This window comes from Streptomyces sp. NPDC006997, from assembly GCF_040635175.1.
GTDB lineage: Bacteria > Actinomycetota > Actinomycetes > Streptomycetales > Streptomycetaceae > Streptomyces.
Map to the genome: position 1 here is coordinate 11,900 of NZ_JBEYHH010000022.1, position 23,490 is coordinate 35,389.

At 70.5% G+C, this 23,490-nt stretch carries 17 protein-coding genes; 13 read left to right on the plus strand and 4 right to left on the minus strand.

Annotated elements, in window-relative coordinates; translation table 11 throughout:
- Nucleotides 1-2 precede the first annotated feature (2 nt).
- From ABZ659_RS22285 to ABZ659_RS22315, 7 genes are all read left to right on the plus strand, one after another.
- Nucleotides 3-818: a redox-sensing transcriptional repressor Rex gene (locus ABZ659_RS22285; protein WP_360222761.1), complete on the plus strand. Its 816-nt coding sequence runs from the start codon at nucleotides 3-5 to the stop codon at nucleotides 816-818.
- The gene (locus tag ABZ659_RS22290) at nucleotides 815-2,566 is read left to right on the plus strand and encodes a glutamyl-tRNA reductase (protein ID WP_360222764.1); all 1,752 of its coding nucleotides are present in this window, start codon (nucleotides 815-817) and stop codon (nucleotides 2,564-2,566) included. Before ABZ659_RS22285 ends, ABZ659_RS22290 begins: the two co-directional genes overlap by 4 nt.
- On the plus strand, nucleotides 2,563-3,522 hold the full coding sequence (gene hemC / locus ABZ659_RS22295; RefSeq protein WP_360222767.1) for a hydroxymethylbilane synthase: 960 nt from the start codon (nucleotides 2,563-2,565) through the stop codon (nucleotides 3,520-3,522). The genes ABZ659_RS22290 and hemC overlap by 4 nt, the downstream gene beginning before the upstream one ends.
- Nucleotides 3,519-5,219 carry a bifunctional uroporphyrinogen-III C-methyltransferase/uroporphyrinogen-III synthase gene (locus tag ABZ659_RS22300; protein WP_360222770.1) on the plus strand — a complete coding sequence of 567 codons (1,701 nt, stop codon included), beginning with the start codon at nucleotides 3,519-3,521 and terminating at the stop codon, nucleotides 5,217-5,219. The genes hemC and ABZ659_RS22300 overlap by 4 nt, the downstream gene beginning before the upstream one ends.
- A gap of 171 nt (nucleotides 5,220-5,390) precedes the next feature.
- Nucleotides 5,391-8,981 carry a DEAD/DEAH box helicase family protein gene (locus ABZ659_RS22305; protein WP_360222773.1) on the plus strand — a complete coding sequence of 1,197 codons (3,591 nt, stop codon included), beginning with the start codon at nucleotides 5,391-5,393 and terminating at the stop codon, nucleotides 8,979-8,981.
- A complete protein-coding gene (locus ABZ659_RS22310; RefSeq protein WP_360222776.1) occupies nucleotides 8,978-10,450 on the plus strand; it encodes a restriction endonuclease subunit S in 1,473 nt (490 codons plus the stop codon). Before ABZ659_RS22305 ends, ABZ659_RS22310 begins: the two co-directional genes overlap by 4 nt.
- The gene (locus ABZ659_RS22315; RefSeq protein ID WP_360222779.1) at nucleotides 10,447-11,994 is read left to right on the plus strand and encodes a class I SAM-dependent DNA methyltransferase; all 1,548 of its coding nucleotides are present in this window, start codon (nucleotides 10,447-10,449) and stop codon (nucleotides 11,992-11,994) included. Before ABZ659_RS22310 ends, ABZ659_RS22315 begins: the two co-directional genes overlap by 4 nt.
- A 54-nt stretch (nucleotides 11,995-12,048) precedes the next feature.
- Here the strand turns inward: ABZ659_RS22315 and ABZ659_RS22320 are convergent, their stop codons facing one another.
- Nucleotides 12,049-12,228, minus strand: coding sequence for a DUF397 domain-containing protein (locus ABZ659_RS22320; protein WP_360222782.1), 180 nt, complete (start codon nucleotides 12,226-12,228; stop codon nucleotides 12,049-12,051).
- A complete protein-coding gene (locus ABZ659_RS22325) occupies nucleotides 12,225-13,010 on the minus strand; it encodes a helix-turn-helix transcriptional regulator (protein WP_360223062.1) in 786 nt (261 codons plus the stop codon). The genes ABZ659_RS22320 and ABZ659_RS22325 overlap by 4 nt, the downstream gene beginning before the upstream one ends.
- Nucleotides 13,011-13,182: 172 nt before the next feature.
- On the opposite strand from ABZ659_RS22325, the gene ABZ659_RS22330 reads away from it, so the two are divergent.
- Nucleotides 13,183-13,611: an ATP-binding protein gene (locus tag ABZ659_RS22330; protein WP_360222786.1), complete on the plus strand. Its 429-nt coding sequence runs from the start codon at nucleotides 13,183-13,185 to the stop codon at nucleotides 13,609-13,611.
- Between the two features lie 266 nt (nucleotides 13,612-13,877).
- Entirely contained in the window at nucleotides 13,878-14,789 is a 912-nt protein-coding gene (locus ABZ659_RS22335) for a helix-turn-helix domain-containing protein (RefSeq protein ID WP_360222789.1), read from the plus strand.
- A gap of 6 nt (nucleotides 14,790-14,795) precedes the next feature.
- On the opposite strand, the gene ABZ659_RS22340 is transcribed toward ABZ659_RS22335, so the two are convergent.
- Nucleotides 14,796-17,630, minus strand: a complete 2,835-nt coding sequence (locus ABZ659_RS22340) for a hypothetical protein (RefSeq protein WP_360222792.1) — start codon at nucleotides 17,628-17,630, stop codon at nucleotides 14,796-14,798.
- Between the two features lie 148 nt (nucleotides 17,631-17,778).
- On the opposite strand from ABZ659_RS22340, the gene ABZ659_RS22345 reads away from it, so the two are divergent.
- The 4 genes from ABZ659_RS22345 (at nucleotide 17,779) to ABZ659_RS22360 (ending at nucleotide 21,460) form a co-directional block, all read left to right on the plus strand.
- A complete protein-coding gene (locus ABZ659_RS22345) occupies nucleotides 17,779-18,105 on the plus strand; it encodes an SH3 domain-containing protein (protein ID WP_360222795.1) in 327 nt (108 codons plus the stop codon).
- 287 nt (nucleotides 18,106-18,392) lie between these two features.
- The gene (hemB, locus tag ABZ659_RS22350) at nucleotides 18,393-19,388 is read left to right on the plus strand and encodes a porphobilinogen synthase (RefSeq protein WP_360222798.1); all 996 of its coding nucleotides are present in this window, start codon (nucleotides 18,393-18,395) and stop codon (nucleotides 19,386-19,388) included.
- Nucleotides 19,389-19,541: 153 nt separating this feature from the next.
- Nucleotides 19,542-19,898 (plus strand): DUF805 domain-containing protein, encoded by a 357-nt coding sequence (locus tag ABZ659_RS22355; RefSeq protein ID WP_360222801.1) that lies wholly within the window; start codon nucleotides 19,542-19,544, stop codon nucleotides 19,896-19,898.
- 89 nt (nucleotides 19,899-19,987) lie between these two features.
- Nucleotides 19,988-21,460 (plus strand): polysaccharide pyruvyl transferase family protein, encoded by a 1,473-nt coding sequence (locus ABZ659_RS22360; protein WP_360222804.1) that lies wholly within the window; start codon nucleotides 19,988-19,990, stop codon nucleotides 21,458-21,460.
- 35 nt (nucleotides 21,461-21,495) lie between these two features.
- Here ABZ659_RS22360 and argS read toward each other — a convergent pair whose 3' ends face one another.
- Nucleotides 21,496-23,265 carry an arginine--tRNA ligase gene (argS, locus tag ABZ659_RS22365; RefSeq protein WP_360222807.1) on the minus strand — a complete coding sequence of 590 codons (1,770 nt, stop codon included), beginning with the start codon at nucleotides 23,263-23,265 and terminating at the stop codon, nucleotides 21,496-21,498.
- Nucleotides 23,266-23,490 lie beyond the last annotated feature (225 nt).

Below are 23,490 nucleotides of genomic sequence, written 5' to 3' on the forward strand. Positions count from 1 at the left end.
CCGTGGCAACTGGCCGAACTCACCGACCGGCGACCCGCAGCCGAGGGATTCCCGAGGCCACCGTCGCCAGGCTTCCGCTGTACCTCCGAGCCCTCACCGCGCTCTCCGAGCGGTCGGTGCCCACGGTCTCCTCCGAGGAGCTGGCCGCGGCGGCGGGGGTCAATTCCGCGAAGCTGCGCAAGGACTTCTCGTACCTCGGTTCGTACGGCACGCGGGGCGTCGGCTACGACGTCGAGTATCTCGTCTACCAGATCTCGCGTGAACTGGGGCTCACCCAGGACTGGCCGGTCGTGATCGTCGGTATCGGCAACCTGGGCGCCGCGCTCGCCAACTACGGCGGTTTCGCCTCCCGTGGCTTCCGGGTCGCGGCCCTCATCGACGCCGACCCGCAGCTGGCGGGCAGGCCGGTCGCGGGGATCCCGGTGCAGCACACCGACGACCTGGAGCGGATCATCCAGGACAACGGCGTGTCGATCGGCGTCATCGCCACGCCCGCCGGTGCCGCGCAGCAGGTCTGCGACCGGCTGGTGGCGGCCGGGGTGACGTCCATCCTGAACTTCGCGCCGACCGTGCTGACCGTGCCGGACGGCGTCGACGTGCGCAAGGTCGACCTCTCCATCGAGCTGCAGATCCTCGCCTTCCACGAGCAGCGCAAGGCGGGCGAGGAGAGCGCGGCCGCCGCGGCGGCCGCCGCCACCGCCTCCGAGACGACGGTCGCGAGCGAGCCCCCGGCCGCTACCGCCCCCAAGGCCGCCGCCGCCGCGCCCGCCGCCGACCAGGGACCCGACGGGGACGTACCCGCCGTGATGCCGGCATGAGTCTCCTCGTCGTCGGCCTGAGCCACCGCAGCGCCCCGGTCAGCGTGCTGGAGCGGGCGGCGTTGCACGCGGACGCGCAGGCCAAGCTGGCGCAGGACACGGTCGCCGCCGAACCGGCCACCGAGGCCGCGCTGCTGGCCACCTGCAACCGCATCGAGCTGTACGCCGACGTGGACAAGTTCCACGCCGGTGTCGCCGAGCTGTCGACGCTGCTCGCCCAGCACAGCGGGGTGGGCCTTGAGGAGCTGACGCCCTACCTGTACGTCCACTACGAGGACCGGGCCGTCCACCACCTGTTCTCGGTGGCCTGCGGCCTGGACTCGATGGTCGTCGGCGAGGGGCAGATCCTCGGCCAGATAAAGGACTCGCTGGCCCGGGCGCAGGAGCTGCACACCGCCGGACGGCTGCTGAACGACCTGTTCCAGCAGGCGCTGCGGGTCGGCAAGCGCGCCCACTCCGAGACCGGCATCGACCGCGCCGGGCAGTCCCTGGTCACCTTCGGCCTGGAGCAGCTCGCCCTGGAGACCCCCGTCGAGGACTGGGCGCGCGGCAAGCGGGCGCTGGTGATCGGCGCGGGCTCGATGTCCTCGCTGGCCGCGGCGACGCTCGCGCGGGCCGGGGTCGCGGAGGTCGTGGTGGCCAACCGCACCGGCGAGCGGGCCGAGCGGCTCGCGCAGATCCTGACCGAGGCCGACGACCACGCCGTACGGGCCCGCGCGGTGCCGATGGACGCCGTCGCCGCCGAACTGACACGTGCCGACATCGCCGTGTCCTGCACCGGGGCGACCGGTCTCGTCCTCACCGCGGAGGCGGTCGCCGCCGCGTTCGAGGGCCGCACCGGGGAGTCCGCCGCCGACCTGGCCGCTGACGCTCGTACCGGGGAAGCGGCGATAGCCGAGCCGGCGCCGCTGCCGCCGACCAGCGTGGGCACGGAGGACGACTGTCCGCTGGACGTGTCCGCGCCGGGGCTGACCGCGTCCGGGTTCTCGGTGATGGGTGAGGCCGCCGTCGCCGGGATGGACGCGGCGACGCTGGAGCAGCACGCCGTGTGGGCGGCGGGCGGCGCGGTGGAGCGCCGGGAGGCCGAGCGCCGGGGACCCGAGGCCGACGCCGAGCTGATCGGCGCGCTCGCCGCGACCGCGGCGGCCCTCGGCCGGATCCCCGAGCGGCGGCGGCCCGAACCGGTCGTCGGACTGCCGCGCCCCGAGCCGGTGCTGTTCCTGCTCGACCTGGCGATGCCGCGCGACATCGACGCCGCCGCGCACCGGCTGGCCGGGGTGCGCCTCGTGGACATCGAGTCGCTGGCGGAGGCGTCGGCCGACGCCCCGATGGCGGCCGACGTGGACGACGTCCGCCGTATCGTCTCGGACGAGGTCGCGGCCTTCGGCGCGGCGCAGCGGGCGGCGCACATCACGCCCACCGTGGTCGCGCTGCGGACGATGGCCGCCGATGTCGTCGCCGGGGAGATCGCGCGGCTGGAGGGGCGGCTGCCCGGTCTGGACAGCAGGCAGCGCGGGGAGATCCGGCAGGCCGTGCACCGCGTCGTCGACAAGCTGCTGCACGCGCCGACCGTCCGGGTCAAACAGCTCGCCGCCGAACCGGGCGGCGCGGGGTACGCGGACGCGTTGCGCACGCTGTTCGACCTCGACCAGGAGGCGGTGGCCGCGGTGTCGCGGGCCGAGAACCGGAACCAGCAGGATCAGCAAGACGTGCAACACCAGAACGTCAGGAACCGAGGGCCAGCATGAGTGACAAGGCACTACGGCTCGGGACCAGGCGGAGCAGACTCGCCATGGCCCAGTCCGGGCAGGTGGCGGACGCCGTGAGCCAGGTGACCGGCCGGTCCGTGGAACTCGTGGAGATCACCACGTACGGCGACGTCTCCCGCGAGGCGCTCGCCCAGATCGGCGGTACCGGGGTCTTCGTGACCGCGCTGCGCGACGCGCTGCTGCGGGGCGAGGTCGACTTCGCGGTGCACTCGCTGAAGGACCTGCCGACCACCCAGCCCGACGAGCTGGCGCTGGCCGCGGTCCCGGAGCGGGAGGACCCGCGGGACGTGATCGTCGCGCGGGACGCGCTGAAGTTCACCGACCTGCCGCGCGGCGCCCGCATCGGCACCGGTTCGCCGCGCCGGATGGCCCAGCTGAACGCGTACGCCCGTACGCACGGCCTGGACATCGAGACGGTCCCGATCCGGGGCAACGTCGACACCCGGATCGGATACGTCCGCTCCGGTGAGCTGGACGCCGTCGTCCTGGCCGCCGCCGGACTGAACCGGATCGGCCGCGGCGACGAGGTGACCGACTTCCTGTCGGTCGACACGGTTCTGCCCGCCCCCGGCCAGGGGGCCCTGGCGATCGAGTGCCCCGCGCACCACACGGAGCTGATCGCCGCGCTCGCCGAACTCGACGACCCGTTCACGCGGGCCGCCGTGACGGCCGAGCGGTCACTGCTCGCCGCCCTGGAGGCCGGTTGCAGCGCCCCCGTGGGCGCCTTGGCCGACCTTCTGGCCGACGGGCAGACTGTCAAGGAAATGCGCCTGCGCGGCGTCGTCGGCACGACCGACGGCTCGTCGCTGGTGCAGCTGTCCACCACCGGTCCCGTGCCCGAGACGCACGAGGGCGCCGTGGCACTCGGTCGCGAACTCGCCACCGAGATGCTCGCCCTGGGCGCGGCCGGTCTGATGGGGGAGCGAGCACAGTGAGCCCCACCACTCTTCCCGCCGGCCTGGAACACGGGCACGTCACCTTCCTCGGTGCCGGACCCGGAGATCCGGGACTACTCACTCTGCGCGCCGTGGAGGCGCTGGCGAACGCGGATGTCCTCGTCGCCGGGCACGAGGTGCTCGACGTCGTCCGCGCCCATGCCAGGGCGGGCGTCGCCGTCGTGAACACCGACCCGGGTTCCTCTTCGGACCCGGTGCCGGGCACGCCTCAGCTGACGGTTGTTGACGGCACGTCAACAACCGTTGGTGCCCCCGCGGAACGGGATGCCGCACATCTTGTCATGGAGGCCGCGCGGGGCGGCAGGCGGGTCGTGCGTGCGGTGTCCGGGGACCCCGGGCTCGACACGTGCGCCGCGGAGGAGATGCTCGCCTGCGCCGCCGCCGGGGTGCCCTTCGAGGTCGTCCCCGGTATCGCCGCGGCGGTCGGCGTCCCCGCGTACGCCGGTGTCCCGCTGCGGGACACCGAGGGCGCGGACGTCCGCTTCGTGGACGCCCGTACCGCGTCCGACCGGTGCTGGACCGAGGTCGGCGCGTCCGACGGGACCGTGGTCGTCTCGGCCACGCTGGACTCCGTAGCCGCCGCCGCGGGCGAACTGGTGTCCGCCGGACGTAAGCCCGACACCCCGATGAGCGTCACCATCGCCGGTACGACGACCCGGCAGCGCACCTGGAGCGCCACGCTGGGCACGATCGCGCAGACGCTGAAGCAGGCGAAGGTGCTGCCGTCGCCGGACGGCGGGCGGTCCGTGATAGCCGTGGTCGGGGAGCGGTCCGCCGCCGCCCAGCGCGACCAGCTGTCCTGGTTCGAGTCCAAGCCGCTGTTCGGCTGGAAGGTCCTCGTCCCGCGGACCAAGGAGCAGGCGGCGTCCCTCTCCGACCAACTCCGCTCCTACGGCGCGGTACCCCACGAGGTCCCGACCATCGCCGTCGAGCCGCCGCGTACGCCGCAGCAGATGGAGCGGGCGGTGAAGGGGCTCGTGACCGGGCGGTACGAGTGGATCGCCTTCACGTCCGTCAACGCGGTGAAGGCGGTGCGGGAGAAGTTCGAGGAGTACGGGCTCGACGCCCGCGCCTTCGCGGGGATAAAGGTCGCCGCGGTGGGCGAGCAGACGGCGAAGGCGCTGGTCGCCTTCGGCGTGAAGCCGGATCTCGTCCCGAGCGGGGAGCAGTCGGCGGCGGGCCTGCTGGAGGACTGGCCCCCGTACGACCCCGTCTTCGACCCGATCGACCGGGTCTTCCTGCCGCGCGCCGACATCGCCACCGAGACGCTGGTCGCCGGGCTGATCGAGCTGGGCTGGGAGGTCGACGACGTCACCGCCTACCGGACGGTCCGCGCGTCGCCGCCGCCCGCGGAGACCCGCGAGGCGATCAAGGGCGGCGGCTTCGACGCGGTCCTCTTCACGTCCTCGTCCACCGTGCGGAACCTGGTGGGCATCGCCGGGAAGCCGCACAACGTGACGGTGATCGCGTGTATCGGCCCGGCGACGGCCAAGACGGCCGAGGAGCACGGGCTGCGGGTGGACGTCATGGCCCCCGAGCCGTCCGTCCTGAAGCTGGCGGAGGCGCTCGCCGAGTTCGGCGCGCGGCGGCGGGCCGCGGCGCTGGAGGCCGGGGACCCGGTGACGCGGCCCAGCGAGCGGCGGCCGGGCGCCAGACGACGCCGGTCGACGACGTGAGGTGATGCGGGGTGCCTGTGGCCGGCGCCCCGCATCGTTTCCTGCGAGGTCAATGAGCGTTCACCCGCTGTGGGAGCCTGCGTATCGCCAATCCCCTTGATTGGTCCATCTGTTCGTGTCATCCTGTAAGGCTTTGCGCTGACACGACGACTGGGATGCCAGGGGGAAGACATGACGGGGACGGCGACGGGGAACCCGTCCGGTGGGGACGAAGAACAGGTCGCGCGGCTGGCCGCTGGCTCGCCGAACTTCGGTCACCTGCTCCGGCACGAGCCTTTACTGGTGACGCTGGGCTGTTCCGCCGAGTCGTACGTCCACACCGACCCGCACGCCGCCATGGTGAAGGCCCGCCTCTTCGGCGAGGTCATGACCCGCCACCTGGTCACGCTCCTCGGCCTCACCGTCCCGGGGTCCCGGCAGGTCGACAGGATCAACGCGCTGACCCGGTCCGGTGTCCTCGTCCCGCAGGTGAGGGCATGGTTCGAGGCGGTCCGCACGACGGGCAACAAGGCCGTTCACGAGTACTACGCCAGCGTCCGCGAAGCCCTTCAGTCCGTGGAGCTGTGCTTCCGTCTCGGTGACTGGCTGCACCGCTCGCTCGACCGGTCCGACGCCACGCACCGGGTCTTCCTGGCACCCGCGCCACCCTCTGCCGCGCCCGCGCCCACCACTGTCGCCGACCGGCACGAGCTGGAGCAGCTGCGTACCGAACTCGGTGCCTACCGACGCAAGTTGGAGGAGGCCCGGCTCAGCTACGACGGCAAGCAGAGCCGCCTGGAGCGTGAGCAGGCCGCCCGGGAGCAGGCCGAGGCGGAGCTGGCCCGTGCCGAGGCCGAACGGGTCGCGCTGCACGACCTGATCGCCGAGCTGAGTGGCAAGATCACCGAACTGACGGCCCCGGCCATGGAGTCCCGTTCGGCCGCCCGTCCGCTGGACGGCGCCTCACGGCGTGACGAGTTCATCGCGCACGCGCAGAAGGCCGCCAGCCCGCCGATGAGCGAGGCGCAGGTCCGCGCCGAGCTGGACTGCGTCCTGGAGAAGGCGGGCTGGGCCGTTCAGGACGACGCCGCCAAGAACCTCTTCGCGGGCAAGGGCGTCGCCGTCCGGGAGGTCTCCACCGCCGTCGGTCGTGCCGACTACCTCCTCTACGTCGATCAGCGCCTGGTCGGTGTCATAGAGGCCAAGCGGGAGGGAGCCGACCTGGAAGCCGCCATGGAGCAGGCCTCCCGGTACGCCACCGGCCTCACCCGCAGCCAGCAGCTCAGCGCCTGGCGGGCCAGCCTGCCCTTCCGGTACGTCGCCGACGGCAACACCGTCCGCTTCCACAACGCGCTCGACCCGTCCCCGCGCACCCGCGAGGTCTTCGCCGTGCACCAGCCGGACACGATCGCCCGCTGGGTGGAGGAGGCCGAGGCCGACCACGGCGCGCCGACCCTGCGGGCCCGGATGCGCCGCCTGCCGGAGACCTTCCTCGACCCGGAGGACCTGCGCCCCGCCCAGGTGACCGCCATCAACGGCCTGGAGCACTCCCTGGCCAAGGACAACCCGCGCGCCCTGATCCAGATGGCGACCGGCGCCGGCAAGACGTACACGGTGGTCAGCGAGAGCTACCGGCTGCTCAAGCACGCGGGCGCCAAGCGCATCCTGTTCCTGGTCGACCGCAACAACCTCGGCGGCCAGGCCGCGACCGAGTTCGAGAACTTCGACACCCCGGACGACGGCCGCAAGTTCACCGAGCTGTACGTCGTGCAGCGGCTCTCGGGGGACACCGTGCTGGGCTCCGCCCACGTGGTGGTGTCCACGGTGCAGCGGCTGTGGCTCGCGCTGACGGACCGCGAGGTGCCGAGCGCCGACAGCGAGGACGCGTCCCTCGACCGCTACGACCTGGTCGACGAGCCGGTGGAGGTCGGCTACAACCCGGACCTCCCGCCTGAGGCGTTCGACCTGATCGTCGTCGACGAGTGTCACCGCTCCATCTACGGCAAGTGGCGCGCGGTCCTGGAGTACTTCGACGCCCACCTGGTCGGCCTGACCGCCACCCCGGTCAAGCAGACCTTCGGCTTCTTCTTCCAGAACCTGGTCAGCGAGTACCCGTACGAGCAGGCCGTCGCCGACGGCGTCAACGTCGACTTCGACGTCTTCCGGATCCGTACGGAGCTGGGGGAGAACGGCGGGACGATCCCGGCGGAGACGGTCGTCCCGATGCGGGAGCGCAAGACGCGCCGCGAGCGCTACCAGGAGCTGGAGGAGGACCTGGAGTGGAAGGCGTCCCAGCTGGGACGCCAGGTCATCAGCAAGGGGCAGTTGAAGCTCGTCGTCGAGACGTTCCGCAGGCACCTGTTCACGGAGATCTTCCCGCCGGTGGGGGAGGGGGAGGTCCAGCGCGCCCGGACGCACGTGCCCAAGACGCTGATCTTCGCCGTGGACGACAACCACGCCGACGAGATCGTCCAGATGGTGCGGCAGGTCTTCGGGGAGAGCGACGACTTCTGCCGGAAGATCACCCACGCGGCGAAGCGTCCGGCCGAGCTGATCAAGGCGTTCCGCAACAGCCCCGAGCTGCGCGTCGCGGTGACCGTCGACATGATCGCCACGGGGACCGACATCCCGCCGCTGGAGTGCGTCTTCTTCCTGCGTGACGTCAAGAGCTGGGCCTACTTCGAGCAGATGAAGGGACGCGGCTCCCGGACGATCGACCCGGCGGAGTTCCAGGCCGTCACGCCGGACGCCGAGGTGAAGGAACGGTTCGTGATCGTCGACGCGGTGGGCGTGACGGACTCCCCGCGCGTGGACGCGCGCCCGCTGGTCAGGGTCTCCGAGCGGAAGATCCCCCTGGAGCGGCTGATGGCCAAGACGGCGGGGCTGGCGCTCACCGAGGACGAAGTCGCCACGCTGGCGGGACGCCTCGCGCGACTTGACCGGCAACTCACGCCCGAGGAGCGGGACGAGATCGAGGAACTCGCGGGCCAGCCGCTGCGGGAGATCGTGGGCGGGCTGGTGCGGTCCGTCGACCCCGACCAGCAGGAGCGGGCGCGGCGGATCGGCGGGCAGCCGCAGGTGCGGCAGGACATGCTGGACGCGCTGAAGCCGATCGCCTCCAACCGTGAGCTGCGGGACCGGATCATGTCCATGCGCCGTGCGCACGACATCGTCATAGACGAGGTGAGCGTGGACGAGGTGATGGAGGCGCGCGGCGTCACGGCCGATGAGCTGGCGATGCGCAAGGTGACCTCCTGGCAGCAGTACATCAAGGACCATGAGGACGAGATCGCCGCGCTCAGCCTCGCGTTCAGCGAGCGGCGCGACCCGAAGGAGGTCTACCGGCGGCTGAAGGACCTCGCCCGGAAGATCGAGCGTCCCCCGTTCCAGTGGACGCCGGGGCGGCTGTACGACGCGTACGTGCAGTTGGGCAAGGCGGCTCGGCATCCGCGGGGGACGGCCGGCGTCGTGGACCTCATCGGGCTGCTGCGGTTCGAGCTGGGGCTGGAGGAGGAGGTACGGCCGTACCGGGCGCTGGTGGAGGAACGGTATGCGGCGTGGCGGGCCCGGCAGGAGCAGGCGGGGGCCGTCTTCACCGAGGACCAGGTGTGGTGGCTGGACCGGATCGTCGACGTGATAGCGACGGATGCGGCGATCGAGCCCGAGCATTTGAAGGACGTACCCTTCATCGAGCGCGGGGGCGTGGACGGGTTCCTTCGGGAGTTCGGGGCGGATCGGGGGGCCGAGATTTTGGATGAGCTGGGACGGGAGTTGGGCGCGTGAGCGAGGGCGGTATTCCTTCGGAGGTTCCGAAGGGGTGGGCACGTGTTCGGCTCGGTGACATTCTCGCCCGGATCGAGGCAGGCAAGTCCTACAAGTGCGAACCTCGTCCGGCATCGGCTGAGGAGTGGGGGGTCATCAAGGTCAGCGCCATGACTTGGGGTGACTTTGATGAGTGCGAGAACAAGGCAGTGCCTGTCGGGTTTCCGTTCAATCCCGATTACGAGATTCGGCCGGGGGATATTCTACTGAGCCGGGCGAATACGGCTGCCTATGTAGGGGCCTCCGTGCTCGTGCGTCAGTGTCGTCCGCGACTGCTTCTCAGTGACAAGAGCCTTCGGCTTGTTCCGGCTGATGGTGTCGATAGGGAGTGGCTGGCATACCTGCTCTCGTCTCCGGTGATCCGTTCGCAGATCTCCGAACGTGCCACTGGGACGAAGGACTCCATGCGGAACATCTCGCAGGGAGCGCTTGGTGAGCTTGAGTGCTTGTTGCCTCCCGTGGATGAGCAGCAGCGCATCGTTGCCGCGCTCGAAGGGCAACTCGCCCATCTTGAGAAGGCTGAATCCAGCATTGTGGCTTCGCGTGTAAAAACGAAACAACTTAGGCACTCTGCACTGCAGTCACTCCGCGCCGCTGCCGTCGATTCTGGTGCGCCTCTCCTGTCAATCGCAGAGATCGCCGACACATCGCTTGGAAAGATGCTCGATCGCAGAAAAAATAGCGGTGAAGCAACGCCCTACCTGCGGAACGTTAATGTTCGTTGGGGGCGATTCGATCTGGCCGACCTCCGCACGGTACCGATGAGTGAAGAGGAGCAGAGGAGGTTCAGCGTCCGAGCAGGTGATCTACTCGTATGCGAAGGCGGTGAACCCGGTCGGTGTGCTATCTGGCCGGAGGGGAACTCTTATATGGCGTTCCAGAAGGCCCTACATCGGGTTCGTGCGCACGGGGTAGCGTCAGCTGGTTGGATCGCGCTCATGCTTGAAGAGGCGGCTCTCAGTAAGCGCTTTGAGCACCTCCTTACTGGAACCACTATCAAGCACCTTCCGCAGGAAAAGCTTCGTTCGCTACGTATCCCTGTGCCGGACAATAAGATGCAGGAAGAAATGTCCCGATGGGTGTCCGAGGCTGAAGAGTCGGCCCATCGACTGGTGGTCGAATCCGAGAGAGCTCTAGCGCGCTCCTCTGCTCTACGTCGCTCTCTCCTCGCTGAGGCTTTCGCTGGCCGCTTGATCCCTCAGAACGTCACTGACGAGCCCGCCGACGTATTGGTTGGCCACATCCGTGCCGAGCGGGAGGCAGCCAGAGTCACCAAGCCCCAGCGTCGGAGTCCCCGCCGGGCCCGTGCTTCGCGGAAAGACACGCCAGACACCGCACCCGTGCCGGACGCACCTCCGCAGCCTAGGGCCGATGCTCCCGCCCTAGCCAGCGCCAGCCAGCCCACCCTTGACCTGGAGATTTCCTCGTGACCGCGACCGAGGCCCGTCGGCTTGTCGACAAGCTCTGGAGTTACTGCCACGTCCTGCGGGACGACGGTGTCTCCACCATCGACTACGTCGAGCAGTTGACGCTTCTCGTGTTCCTCAAGATGGCGCACGAGGCGCAGTCCCGGCCTCCCATGTTCCGCGAGCAGATCATGCCCGAGGGGACCGTCTGGGAAGGGCGTGGCTGGCCCGAGCTGCTGAACAGCGACGGTGCCGAGCTCGAAGCCGCCTACACGCAGCTCCTCGAAGACCTCGGAGCCCAGCGCAAGGGCACCACCTTCCACCTGATCTTCAACGGGGCCCGTAACCGCATCCACGACCCCGCGAAGCTCAAGCGCCTGGTGAAGGACCTGATCGACAAGGAGAACTGGTCCGGGCAGAAGACCGACATCAAGGGCGACGCCTATGAGGAACTGCTCTCCCGTGGCGCGGAGGACATCAAGTCGGGCGCGGGTCAGTACTTCACCCCGCGTCCGCTCATCCAGGCCATCATCGACTGCGTCCGCCCCACCCCGGACGACACGATCACCGACCCCGCCAGCGGAACCGGCGGCTTCCTGCTCGCCGCCGCCGAACACATCCTCAGCGAGTACGGCAACCGCCTCACCCCCGAGCAGCGCAAGCACCTCAGCAGCGGAGGCATCTGGGGCACCGAGCTGGTCCGGAACACCGCCCGTCTCGCCGCGATGAACCTCTTCCTGCACGGCATCGGTCAGCCCACCGGGCCCACCCTCATCCATGACCGTGACGCCCTCATCGCCCCGCCCACCAAGCGCGCGAGCCTGGTCCTGGCGAACCCGCCCTTCGGCAAGAAGTCGTCCATCACCGTCTACGGCGACGACGGCTCCGCCGCCCGCGAGGCCATCGCCTACGAGCGCCGTGACTTCTGGGTCACCACGACCAACAAGCAGCTCAACTTCGTCCAGCACATCGCCTCACTGCTGGAGATCCACGGCCGGGCCGCGGTCGTCGTCCCCGACAACGTCCTCTTCGAAGGCGGCGCGGGTGAGACCATCCGCCGACGCCTGCTGAAGGAGTACGACGTCCACACGCTGCTGCGTCTGCCCACCGGCATCTTCTACGCGGGCGGCGTCAAGGCCAACGTCCTGTTCTTCGAGCGCAGGCCCGCTCGTCCCGAGCGACCGTGGACCGAGAAGCTGTGGGTCTACGACCTCCGTACCGCCCAGCACTTCACCCTCAAGCAGAACCCGCTCACCCGGTCCCACCTCGAAGATTTCGTGCAGTGTTACCGCCCCGACGAGGACCGCTCCAAGCGGGTCGAGACGGAGCGCTTCAAGGCGTACACCTACGAAGAGCTCGTCGCCCGCGACAAGGCCAACCTCGACATCACCTGGCTCCGCGACCCCAGCCTCGACGACGCGGACAACCTGCCCGCGCCCGAGGTACTGGCCGCCGAGATCGTCGAAGACCTCCAAGCCGCGCTGGAGGAGTTCGCCGCGATCGCGGAGACCTTGCAGCAGGCCCGGGGTGAGGGCCCTGCGGCGGAGGCGGCTCCGCTCGCCGACTGACATGCGGGTGCGGCCCGCACCGTGGACTCGGTGTGGGCCGCGTGCGTTACTTCGTCAGCGCCCGGACGCGTACGGCAGGAAGGTCGCCCAGGTGGTGGGGGTGAGGGTGAGGCGGGGGCCGGTGGGGTTCTTGGAGTCGCGGACGAGGACCTGAGTCTCGTCCGGGGTGGCCACCTCGACGCAGTCGGGGCCGCTGGACGTGCTGTAACTGCTCTTTATCCACTCCAGCTTCATGTTTCTCCAAGCACTTTCTCGATGAGGGCCATCGACTCCCGTGGGCTGAGAGCCTGTGCCCGGATGATTCCATACTGGATCTCCAGGAGCTGCACCTCTTTCGGCTCCGTGATCACGCGACTGATGTGCGCCACCTCGACATGACCGACCGTGGTGCCGTCCCCGAGCCTGACCAACCTGAACGAGCCGTCGAGCCCCGAGTTCTCCTCGCGGTTCAGGGGCAGTACCTGAAGGTCGACGTTGCGGAAGGCGCCAACCTCCAACAGCCGTTCGAGTTGCGCGCGCATCACCATCTTGCCCCCGATGGGCCGGAGAAGTGTCGACTCGCACTGGACGAAATTGAAGAGGGCGCGGGCTGTCGTGTCGCCGACGATCTCCTGCCGCGCCATGCGGGCCGACACCTGCTGTTCCAACTGGTCGGCGGTGAAGGGCGGGCGGCGGGCGCCGAGCACCGCCCGGGCGTACTCCTCGGTCTGCAACAGCCCATGGACGACCGAGTTGTTGTACGCGCACAGCTCAACGGCTTCCGCCTCCAGCTTCTTCAGATCCCGTACCTTCTTCGGGTACCTGATCTCCGCGACGTCCTTCTTGAACGCCGCGATCTTCCCGCCCGCGCCCAACGCCTCGTCCGCCGCCTCCAAATACTCCGGTCGGGGAATCCGCCGTCCCCGCTCCACGGACGAGACCGACTCCTCGCCGTAGCCGATCACCGCGCCGAACTCCGCCTGGGTGAGGCCCGCCGACTCCCGCCACAGTTTCAGTTGCCGGATGACCGTGCGCATCACGCCCCCGGCCTCCTCGTCGTCCGGCCCCGCGTTCCACTCGTTCACGTTCGCCACCTCTCCCTCGGTCGCCCCGTACCGCCCGGACGGGACCGGACGCCAGGCGGACGGCCAACGGCCGCACGGGCTGTCCGTCTTCACAGGCTACGCATACGTGAACACGCTGGGTGACGTGAATCAGCAAACTCTCCCGCCCTCCGGCGCACCCGCCGTGCGCCGGTTCACCGTGCCGCTCTCCGCCACCCGCCGAGGCGCCCGTCTCGCCCGGCTGCTCGCCGTGCAGCAACTGAGTGAGTGGGGGGTGCCGTTGGATCCGGCGCGGTCGCTGGTGGCCGAGCTGGCGGCGAACGCCGTGCTGCACGGGCGGGTTCCCGGGCGGAGCTTCCGGCTCACGCTCTCCGTCGCCGGGCCCGGCGTTCTCCGGATCGAGGTCACCGATCCTCGTGGTGATCGGTTGCCCTCCGGAGCACCCAGCGGTGATGTGCCCGCCGAGTCCGGGTACGGGCTGGCGATGGTCGAGGAACTGGCCGACCGGTGGGGCGTACGGGTCGGGCCCGTGCCGTGCAAGACCGTGTGGGCGGAGGTCCGGCTCCGGGCCTGACCGGAGCCCGGGGATACGGGACTCGGTGGGCCGGTCGTCGGGGGTGCGGGCGGTAAAAGGAGTTAAGAACTCCCTGGAAAGAACCCTCCCAACCCAACCAAACCTCCCGGACGTCACTCACGCGGGTGAACCCGGCCAACCTGGCTGGCGCGGCGGGGGATTGGGCGGGCAGGCTCACCGTGACAACCGCAGACATGCATCGGCCCTCGCCGGGACTGGCATCCCAGTGCGAGGGCCTGACCAAAGAGGAAGAACGGACCTTCCCCATGGCTGAGACGCAGCTTATCGCTGCCCCGCGTGCGAAGCAGGGCGTTCGGCACACCGCCACCCGGTCCGGTGTCACCCACGTACGTGCGTACCACCCCAACCGGTACACGATCGTCGGCAACCACCTCGCCCAGCACCGCGAGCTGTCCGTGACCGCCATCGGGCTCGCCGTCCACATCCTGTCGCTGCCCGAGAGCGCCCCGGTCGACATCCGCACCCTCGCTGAGCGGTTTCCCGAGGGGCGGGACCGGATCGCCTTCGCGCTGCGGGAGTTGGAGGCGTGCGGGTATCTGGAGCGGGTGCGGGAGCGTACGGCTGAGGGGCGGATGGTGACGCGTACGTACGTCCACCATCGGCCCGGGGAGCCAGCGATCGCCGACGACACCGCCGACGACACCGCCACCGACGACGACACCGACGTCGTACCGGCGCCGCAGCCGGTCGTACGGGAACCGGCTCCGCTTCCGGAGCCCGAACCCGAACCCGAACCCGAGCCCGAACCCCGGCGTGGGCCCTCCCACGAGCGCGCCGTCTCCCTGCTCGCCGGGTTGCGCCGTACCGACGAGCGGCTCACGCTCTCCCGCCGGGAGGTGGAGCGGCTGGCCCCCGCCGTCGCCGAGTGGCTGGACGGCGGGGCCAGCGCCGCGACCGTCCACCGGACGCTCACCGTGGACCTGCCCGGCGAGCTGCGGTCCGCGTCCGCGCTGGTCGGCTACCGGCTGCGGGAGTCGCTGCCGCCGCCCCTGCCCGCCGTGCCCGTGTCTCCGGCTCCCGGGGTCGGGCGGAGTCGTCCCGATCCCTTCCAGGACTGCGACGGCTGCGACCGGGTCTTCCGGGCGCCCGAACCAGGGCTCTGCCGGAGCTGCCGGGCTGAGCGGATGCCCGGTGGCCAGGTTCTGGCTGTGGCCTGAGGCCGGTCAGCCTCGGCGCCCGGGCAGGGTGGGGGCGGGGCAGGGCGGGGCATAGGACAGGCGGGGGAAGTGCTCCGTCCACTGGGCGTGGCTGATCGTGGTGTGGACGTGGTCGCAGGCGTCGGTGAGGGCCCGGTCGAGATCGGTGTACCAGATCTGGACGCTGTGGTGGGCGGTCACGGTGAGGAACGTGCCGTCCGCCGTGAGGGAACGTACTTCCTTGACCGTCCCACGGGGGTTGGTGAGGTGGGCCAGGGGGACGGGGTGCGCGCGGTCGGTCGTGTCCCAGACGTTCAGCACGCCGTCGATGCCGACGGTCACCGCCGTGCGTCCATGGGGGGCGAAGGCCACGCTGGTGACGATGTCGGCGTGTCCCGCCAGCACACCCGGGGCACGGCGGTGGGGGAGGCCGCTGATGTCCCACAGCTTCGCCGTGCGGTCGTCGCTTCCGCTCAGCAGTGCACGGCCGTCCGGGCTGTAGGCGAGTGCGTCCACGAAGTTCTCGTGTCCCTTGAAGACGGCGAGGGGGACGGCGTGGCGCGGGTCGGTCACGTCCCAGACGCGGATGTGGCGGTCGTCGGAGCCCGAGGCCAGCGTCCTGCCGTCGGGGCTGAAGACCACGGGCTTGACGTTGCCGGTGTGGCCGGTGAGCTTGTCGAGCGCGCGGGGTCGGGCGGGGTCGGTGATGTCCCAGAGGCCGACGGTGTCGTCGTAGCTGCCGGTGGCGACGAGGTGCCCGTCGCCGCGCACGGCGACGGAGTAGACGGCGTCGGTGTGCTCCGTGGGCCACTTCGACGCCAGGGTGGGGTGGCGCGGGTCGGTCACGTCCCACAGCCAGAGCGTGCGGTCGCTGTCCGCGCCGAGCAGGGTGGAGCCGTCCGGGGAGAACTGGATCGGGCCCAGGGCGGCTCCGTCGGTGGCGGCGGTGCCGAGTCGGCGGGGCTGTCGAGGGTTCCGCATGTCCCATACGACGATCTGTGAGCCGGTGGCCATGGCCAGCAGCCGGCCGTCGGCGGTCACGGCCGGGGTGTGGCCGACCGGGGTGCGGCTGGGGGGCCCGGTGCTGGTCGACGCGGCGGAGAGAGTGCTGAGCAGGGTGTCCGCCGTGCGCCTCTGCGGAGTCTGGCGGTAAGCGGCCAGCGCGATCTGGATGGCCAGTGACGGGTTGTCCTGGCTGAGGCGGACGGCCTCGTCGGCGGCTCGCACGGCCACCGCGTCGTTGCGTTGTCGGGTGACGGTGTGCTGGGCCCGTACGGCGAACCCGGCGGCCGTCATGGCGCACACGAGCAGGGCGGCGAGGGACCCGACGAGTTGGCGCAGTCGGCGTAGCCGACGGCGGTCGCGCTGTCGGCTACGCTGTGCCGCCGCCTCGCTGGCGTCGAGGAAGGCGCGTTCGCGGGTGGTCAGCGCCCGTGGGGGGATGTCCTTCGCGGCGGCGAGGCGTACCCCGCGGTAGAGGGTGTCGGGGTCGTGGTCCAGGGACTCCCAGAGGGTGGCTGCCTCGGTGAGGGCCCGTCGCAGGCGTTCCTGGTCGCGGTCCTCCGCCAGCCAGACGCCGAGCCGGGGCCAGCAGCGGATCAGTGCCTCGTGGGCGATCTCGACGTGGTCGGCGTCGGTGGTCAGCAGCCTCGCTCTGGTCGCCTGTTCGAGGACGGACTCCGTGTCCGGGCCGCTGTCGAGTTCCGGGCGCGGTACCCGGCGCTTGGTGTCCTCGGTGCCTTCGCCCAGCGCGACGAGCCGCAGGAACAGTCGTCGTGCGGCCCATTGTCGACCCTCGTTGAGGGCGCCGTAGAAGTTCTCGGCGGTCTGGGCGAGCGCGCCCTCGATGCCGCCCGCCGCGCGGTAGCCCGTCAGGGTGAGGGCGTTGCCCCGCCGTCGCTTCCAGGTCTCCAGCAGGGCGTGCGAGAGCAGGGGCAGGGCGCCCGGCCGACCGTGGGCGTCGGCCGTGAGGGTCGTCAGCAGGGCACTCTCGACGGTGAGGCGGGAGCGGGCGGCGGGCTGGACGATCGCCGCCCGCAGCTCCTCGGCGGTCATCGGGGCGACGGGGTGGTGGGCCTGGGGCAGGGCGTCGACGAGCCCGGCCAGCCGCGTGCAGTGCGCGTAGAAGTCGGCCCGCACGGCGATGGCGACGCGGGCGCGGCTGTCGGGGGCGTGCGCCGTGTGCACGAGCGCGGTGACGAAGCGTTCGCGTTCCCGGGCGTCGTGGCAGAGCGTGAACACCTCCTCGAACTGGTCCACGACGATGAGGACCTCCTCCGCCGCGGGGTCCTCCTCTCCGGGCTCGGCCCGCTGCCTTTCGTATGCCGTGAGCCGGGTTTCGTATTCCCGCAGGGGGTGCGGGCCGGGGGTGAACAGCAGTGCGGGGGTGCCGCGGAAAGCGGGGAGAACTCCGGCGCGCAGCACCGATGACTTACCGGAACCCGAGGCCCCGAACAACAAGAGAAGTCGCTTTTCCCTCAGGTGTTCGACGAGTGCGGCGGTGAGTTTCTCCCGGCCGAAGAAGAAACCGGCGTCGGTTTCCTTGAATGCGGACAGGCCGATGTACGGGGGCTTGGCGGTTGACGTGTCCTTACCGGCACACGCGTCAGCCGTCCGCTGCCAGATCACCTTCCACTCGCGCTCGTCACCGCCGCAGGCGCGGACGTAGGCGAGGGTGACCGCCAGGCTGGGGAGGTGGCGCCCGGCCGCCGCCGAGGACAGGGTCGCGATCCCGTAGTGCGTGTGCCGGGCGAGATCCCGGTAGGTCGGGCGGCCCGCCTCTTCCCGCAGTTTCCGCAGACGGCTCGCGAATTCGAAAAGCGGACCGCCGTTCGGATCCAGCGGACTTTCTCCCCGTGGCACGTTCCCACCTCTCCCGCGGCCGCGCCCGTTGTTCGGTATCCGTTTGTTCGGCGTCGGCCGACCGGCCTTGAACAACAGGTTAGCGGCTACAAACGGTGCATCAGGTCCCGCACCGAGGACCGGACGACGAACGGAAAAGAGGAATCCCATGAAGAAGCGAATGCTGGCCACGGCCGTCCTGATCAGCGGACTCACGCTGGCCGCCGGACCCCTCGCGCAGGCCGCCCAGGCCGCGCCGGGCGCCCAGGCCGCCGTCCCGGCCGCCACCGCCGAGCGGCAGGTCATCGTCTGCACCGTCAACGACGACCGGGTCAACTTCCGCGGTGGTCCCGGCACCAACTACCCGGTGCTCGGTCAGGTGAACAGGGGCCAGCAGCTCCACTACCGCGAGCGCCAGAACGAGTGGGTCATGGGAGACCTGGTCGGCGGACGCACCGGCGTCTGGATCCACGACGCCTACCTCGACGGCTGCTGACGGCGCCGTCCCCCCACCCCGCGGGTGCCGTCGCCTCGTGTGACGGCACCCCCGGTGCCTACGAGCCGTGGGGGCGGGCGCCCGACGGCCGCTGGGCCTGGGGCAACCCGCCCACGCCCGTCCTGGACGGCGCGTTCGGGGAACTGTGCCTGCGACCGCTCGGCGGCCGGGGCGGGCTGGCCGTACCGCGTCATGCGGTTCCGCGTGCGCGGGCTCGCCGTCTGACCCTGGTGGCGCCGACGCCGCGTCGGCAAGTCCGGGGAGGGGGCGGGCGTAGCTTAGGGCGTATGACGACGACGTACGGATCCTTTCCGGGTACGCGCCCCCGGCGGCTGCGTACCACGCCCGTGATGCGGCGCATGGTCGCCGAGACGCGGCTGCACCCCGCCGACTTCATCCTGCCCGCGTTCGTGCGGGAGGGCGTGAGCGAGCCGGTGCCGATCGCGGCGATGCCGGGGGTCGTGCAGCACACGCGCGACAGCCTGAAGAAGGCGGCGGCGGAGGCGGTGGCCGCCGGGATCTCCGGGATCATGCTGTTCGGGGTGCCGGAGGAGGGGAAGAAGGACGCGGTCGGGACGCCGGGGACCGATCCGGACGGGATCCTCCAGGTGGCCCTGCGGGACGTGCGGGCCGAGGTCGGGGACGACCTGCTGGTCATGTCCGACCTGTGTCTCGACGAGACGACGGATCACGGGCACTGCGGCGTGCTCGACGACCAGGGTCGCGTCGACAACGACGCGACCCTTGAGCGGTACGCCGAGATGGCGCAGGTGCAGGCCGACGCGGGCGCCCATGTCCTCGGGCCGAGCGGGATGATGGACGGGCAGATCGGCGTCGTCCGGGACGCGCTCGACCAGATCGGGCGGGAGGACGTGGCGATCCTGGCGTACACCGCCAAGTACTCGTCCGCCTTCTACGGGCCCTTCCGGGAGGCCGTCGGGTCGTCGCTGAAGGGCGACCGCAAGACGTACCAGCAGGATCCCGCCAACTTCCGGGAGTCGATGCGGGAGCTGGCCCTCGACCTGGAGGAGGGGGCCGACATGGTGATGGTGAAGCCCGCCGGGCCCTACCTCGACATCCTGGCGCGGGTCGCGGACGCGGTCGACGTGCCGGTGGCGGCGTACCAGATCTCCGGGGAGTACTCGATGGTCGAGGCCGCCGCCGAGAAGGGCTGGGTCGACCGGGAGCGGGCGATCCTGGAGACGCTGACCGGGATCCGGCGGGCCGGGGCGCGGAACATCCTGACGTACTGGGCCGTGGAGGCGGCGCGGATGCTGCGCTGACCAGGGAGGATCCGGCTGCGCTTGGCAACGGTTAGGGATCACTGAGGCCTCGGTTCGGTCCGTCTTGTTGACGGGTTCTCGTCAGTCTTTCTAGGTTCAACGTCTGGCCTGATCTTTTCGGTCAGGTCCTTCGTCGATCCCTGGGGGGATGCCATGCAGTGGTTCATCGCGGCGCTCAAGAAGTACGCCGAGTTCAGTGGGCGCGCGCGCCGCAAGGAGTACTGGATGTTCGTGCTGTTCAGCTCGCTCATCTACGTCGTGCTGATGGGCGTCGGTCTGGCCGCCGACCTGACCTGGCTGCCCGTCGTCTTCGGTGCCGCCATGCTGGTGCCCTCGCTGAGCGTGGGGGTGCGCCGTCTGCACGACACCGGCCGCTCCGGCTGGTGGCTCCTGATCGGGGCGGTCCCGTTCGTCGGCGGCGTCGTGCTGCTGGTGTTCGCCTGCCTGGACGGCCAGCCCGGCGTGAACAAGTACGGCCCCAACCCCAAGGAGGCCCCGGTCCTCGTCTGAGACGACGACCGGGAGTGGGACCGCCCGCCGGATACCGGTCGGGCGGTCATCCTTCACCCGAACTTCACCGCTCTGTAGGGTGTCGTCGCGTGAGACGCATCCTGATCCGGTCCGGGAAGAGCCCCTTCCGTGTCGCGACCCCGACCGAGTTCATCCACCAGGACCTGATCGGGACCAACACCGGCAACCTGCTCTTCAGCGACTCCGCCCACAAGATGCTGTCGGCCCCGGACACCGAGGTCACCTCCAACGGCATCCGCACCGACCCGTCCGCCCGGCGCGCCGCGGAGATCAACGAGCGGTACGACGTCTTCGTCGTCCCCCTCGCCAACGCCTTCCGGCCCAGCTTCCACGCCTCGCTCGACCGGCTCTCCACGCTGATCGAGCAACTCACCATCCCCGTCGTCGTCTTCGGCGTCGGAGCGCAGGCGCCCGACGACTACGACACCGGGTGGCTGCGGCCGATGGAAGCCTCGGCGAAGCGTTTCGTCTCCGCCGTGCTGGAGCGTTCCGCGTCCCTCGGCGTCCGGGGCGAGCTGACCGCGTCCTACCTCCGGGGACTCGGGTTCCCCGCCGACCGGATCGACATCATCGGTTGCCCGTCGATGTTCCTGTACGGCGACACCTTCCCGGAGATCCGTCCGGCCGAGCTGACCGGCGCCTCCCGCATCGCCCTCAACCTCTCCCCGGACGCGGTCCCCGTGGGAGACGTCTCCGGCATCGCCCGCACCGCCTGGGAGCGCTACCCCCACCTCACCTACTACGCGCAGAACCTCGACGACGCCGAGCTGCTGCTCTGGGGCGACACCACCCCCGAGTCCGGGTACGAGGACCCCTTCCCGCTCCAGCTCAGCCACGCCCTGCTGCGCGAGAACAAGGTGCGGATGCCGCTCGACCCGGCCACCTGGATCGACGAACTGCGCGGCTACGACTTCGCCTACGGCACCCGCCTGCACGGCACCATCGCCGCCCTGCTCGCCGGGACGCCCGCGGTCCTGCTCAGCCACGACTCCCGCACCCTCGAACTGTGCCGGTACTTCGACCTGCCGTACCGCACGCTGACCGGGCTGCCCGCCGACACCGACGCGCGCGAGCTGTACGAGGGCGCCGACTTCTCCGGCCTGCGCAAGGGGCACCGGGAGCGGTTCGAGCGGGTCGTCGCCTTCCTCGACCGCAACGACCTGCGGAACACCTACACCCACGGCGACGGCGGCGCCGCCTTCGACGCCCGCCTCGCCGGGCTCGACCTGCCCGCCTCGCTGCCGGTGTGGGACGGCTCCGACGACGGCCACATGCGGTACCGCGTGGCCCGGCTGCGGGAGCGGCTCGCCGCCGCCGACGCGCGGATGGAACAGCGGGTCAGGGAGAACAAGGAGCTGAAGGCCAGGCTCGCCGCCGCCGAGAAGCGGGCGACGGAGACGGCCCGCCGCCTCGACGACACCCGCGAGCGGCTCGCCGCCCTGGAGCGCCGGACCGGCGGCATCGAGAAGCGCGCCCTGGTGCGGCTGGGTCCGGCACTGCGACGGCGGGTGCGGGGGCTGTTCGGCCGCCGCCGCGCCTGAGGGACCGACTCCCCCGGGCGCGGCGGCGTACGTCCCTACAGGCGCTCGGGGGTGCGGATGCCCAGGAGGGCCATGCCCTGGTTGAGGGTGCGGGCCGTGATGTCGCAGAGGAACAGGCGGTTCTCCACCTGCGCCGGGCTCTCCGCCTTCAGCACCGGGCACTTGTCGTAGAACGTCGTGTAGAGCGACGCCAGCTGGTACAGGTACGCCGCCAGCTTGTGGGGGGCGTACTCCGAGGCCGCCTCCGCGACCGTCTCCGCGAACGCGTCGACGTGCAGGCCCAGGGCGCGCTCGGCCTCGTGCAGCGCCAGCTCCGGGTGGGGGGCCGGGCGGACCTCGCCCGCCTTGCGGAGGATGGACTGGATACGGGCGTACGCGTACTGGAGGTACACGGACGTGTCGCCGTTCAGCGAGACCATCTGGTCCAGGTCGAACTTGTAGTCGCGGTTCGCCGACGTCGACAGGTCGGCGTACTTCACCGCGCCGATGCCGACCTGGGCGCCGCGGTCGGCGATGTCGGCCTCGGTGAGCTGGTGCTGGGTGTCCTTCTCGCGGACGACGGCCGTGGCACGGTCGACCGCCTCGTCGAGCAGGTCCACCAGGCGGACCGTCTCGCCCTCACGCGTCTTGAACGGCTTGCCGTCCTTGCCGAGGACCGTGCCGAAGGCGAGCTGGTGCGCCGTCACGTCGTCGTTCAGCCAGCCCGCCCTGCGGGCCGTCTCGAAGACCATCTTGAAGTGCAGGGACTGGCGGGCGTCCACGACGTAGAGCAGTGTGTCGGCCTTGAGGTGGAAGACCCGGTCGCGGATCGCGGAGAGGTCCGTGGCCGCGTAGCCGTAGCCGCCGTCCGACTTCTGGACGATCAGCGGGACCGGGTTGCCGTCCGGGCCCTTGACGTCGTCGAAGAACACGCAGAGCGCGCCCTCCGAGCGGACCGCGACACCCGACTCCTCCAGGAGGCGGCAGGTCTCCGCGAGCATGTCGTTGTAGCCGGACTCTCCGACGATGTCCGGGTCCCGGACCTCCATGTCCAGCTTCTCGAAGACGGAGAAGAAGTAGATCTTCGACTCGTCGACGAACTTCTGCCAGGTCGCGAGCGTGTGCGGGTCGCCCGCCTGGAGGTCGACCACCCTGCGGCGGGCCCGCGTCTTGAACGCGTCGTCCGAGTCGAACAGCCTGCGGGCCGACTTGTAGAGGCGGTCGAGGTTCGACATGGCCTCCTCGCCGGTCACCTGGGACGCCTTGTGGTCCAGCTCGTGCGGGTGCTCGTCCAGGTACTGGATCAACATGCCGAACTGGGTGCCCCAGTCGCCGATGTGGTGGCGGCGCACCACGTTCTCGCCGGTGAACTCCAGGAGCTGGACGACCGAGTCGCCGATCACCGCGGAGCGGAGGTGGCCTACGTGCATCTCCTTCGCCACGTTCGGCTGGGCGTAGTCGATGACCGTGGTGCCGGGGGTGGCGGTGGTGGGCACGCCGAGGCGGGCGTCCGGGTCGGTGGCGCGGGCGGCGAGGTTGTCGGTGATCGCCTGGTCGGTGACGGTGATGTTGAGGAAGCCGGGGCCGGAGACCTCGATGTCCCTGATCACGTCGCCGGTGGTGACCTGGGCGACGACCCGGGTCGCGAGGTCGCGGGGGTTGGCCTTGGCCTTCTTCGCGAGCGCGAGGATGCCGTTGGCCTGGAAGTCGGCCCGGTCGCTACGTCGCAGCAGCGGGTCGACTCCGTCGGCCTCCGGGAGGGTGGAGGCGAGGGCGGCGGCGAGGTGCTGGTGGACGGTGGCGGTGAGGGACGTGACCGGGGCCATGGGGTGGGTGCCGTTCTCCTCGTGGGTGCGGGTGGATGGGGTCAGTATCCCACGGGGGGTAAAGGGGTTTTTCCGTGTACGGGGGGCGGTGGGGGCGATGGGTGGGTGCCGCCCCCGGCCGCGCGGGTCGGGCGTAACGCGTTTTCGTCGTGGTGGGGGGAGCTGGGAGAATGGGGCGGGCAGTCGTGGATGGCGCGGCTGGGTTGTGGGAACTTCTGGATAAAG

Bases quoted from the DNA above. Each gene is read 5' to 3' on its own strand.
- ABZ659_RS22290 (WP_360222764.1), top strand. From the start codon at position 815: ATGAGTCTCCTCGTCGTCGGCCTGAGCCACCGCAGCGCCCCGGTCAGC.
- hemC (WP_360222767.1), top strand. From the start codon at position 2,563: ATGAGTGACAAGGCACTACGGCTCGGGACCAGGCGGAGCAGACTCGCC.
- ABZ659_RS22305 (WP_360222773.1), top strand. From the start codon at position 5,391: ATGACGGGGACGGCGACGGGGAACCCGTCCGGTGGGGACGAAGAACAG.
- ABZ659_RS22320 (WP_360222782.1), bottom strand. From the start codon at position 12,228: ATGAAGCTGGAGTGGATAAAGAGCAGTTACAGCACGTCCAGCGGCCCC.
- ABZ659_RS22325 (WP_360223062.1), bottom strand. From the start codon at position 13,010: ATGCGCACGGTCATCCGGCAACTGAAACTGTGGCGGGAGTCGGCGGGC.
- ABZ659_RS22335 (WP_360222789.1), top strand. From the start codon at position 13,878: ATGGCTGAGACGCAGCTTATCGCTGCCCCGCGTGCGAAGCAGGGCGTT.
- ABZ659_RS22345 (WP_360222795.1), top strand. From the start codon at position 17,779: ATGAAGAAGCGAATGCTGGCCACGGCCGTCCTGATCAGCGGACTCACG.
- hemB (WP_360222798.1), top strand. From the start codon at position 18,393: ATGACGACGACGTACGGATCCTTTCCGGGTACGCGCCCCCGGCGGCTG.
- ABZ659_RS22355 (WP_360222801.1), top strand. From the start codon at position 19,542: ATGCAGTGGTTCATCGCGGCGCTCAAGAAGTACGCCGAGTTCAGTGGG.
- argS (WP_360222807.1), bottom strand. From the start codon at position 23,265: ATGGCCCCGGTCACGTCCCTCACCGCCACCGTCCACCAGCACCTCGCC.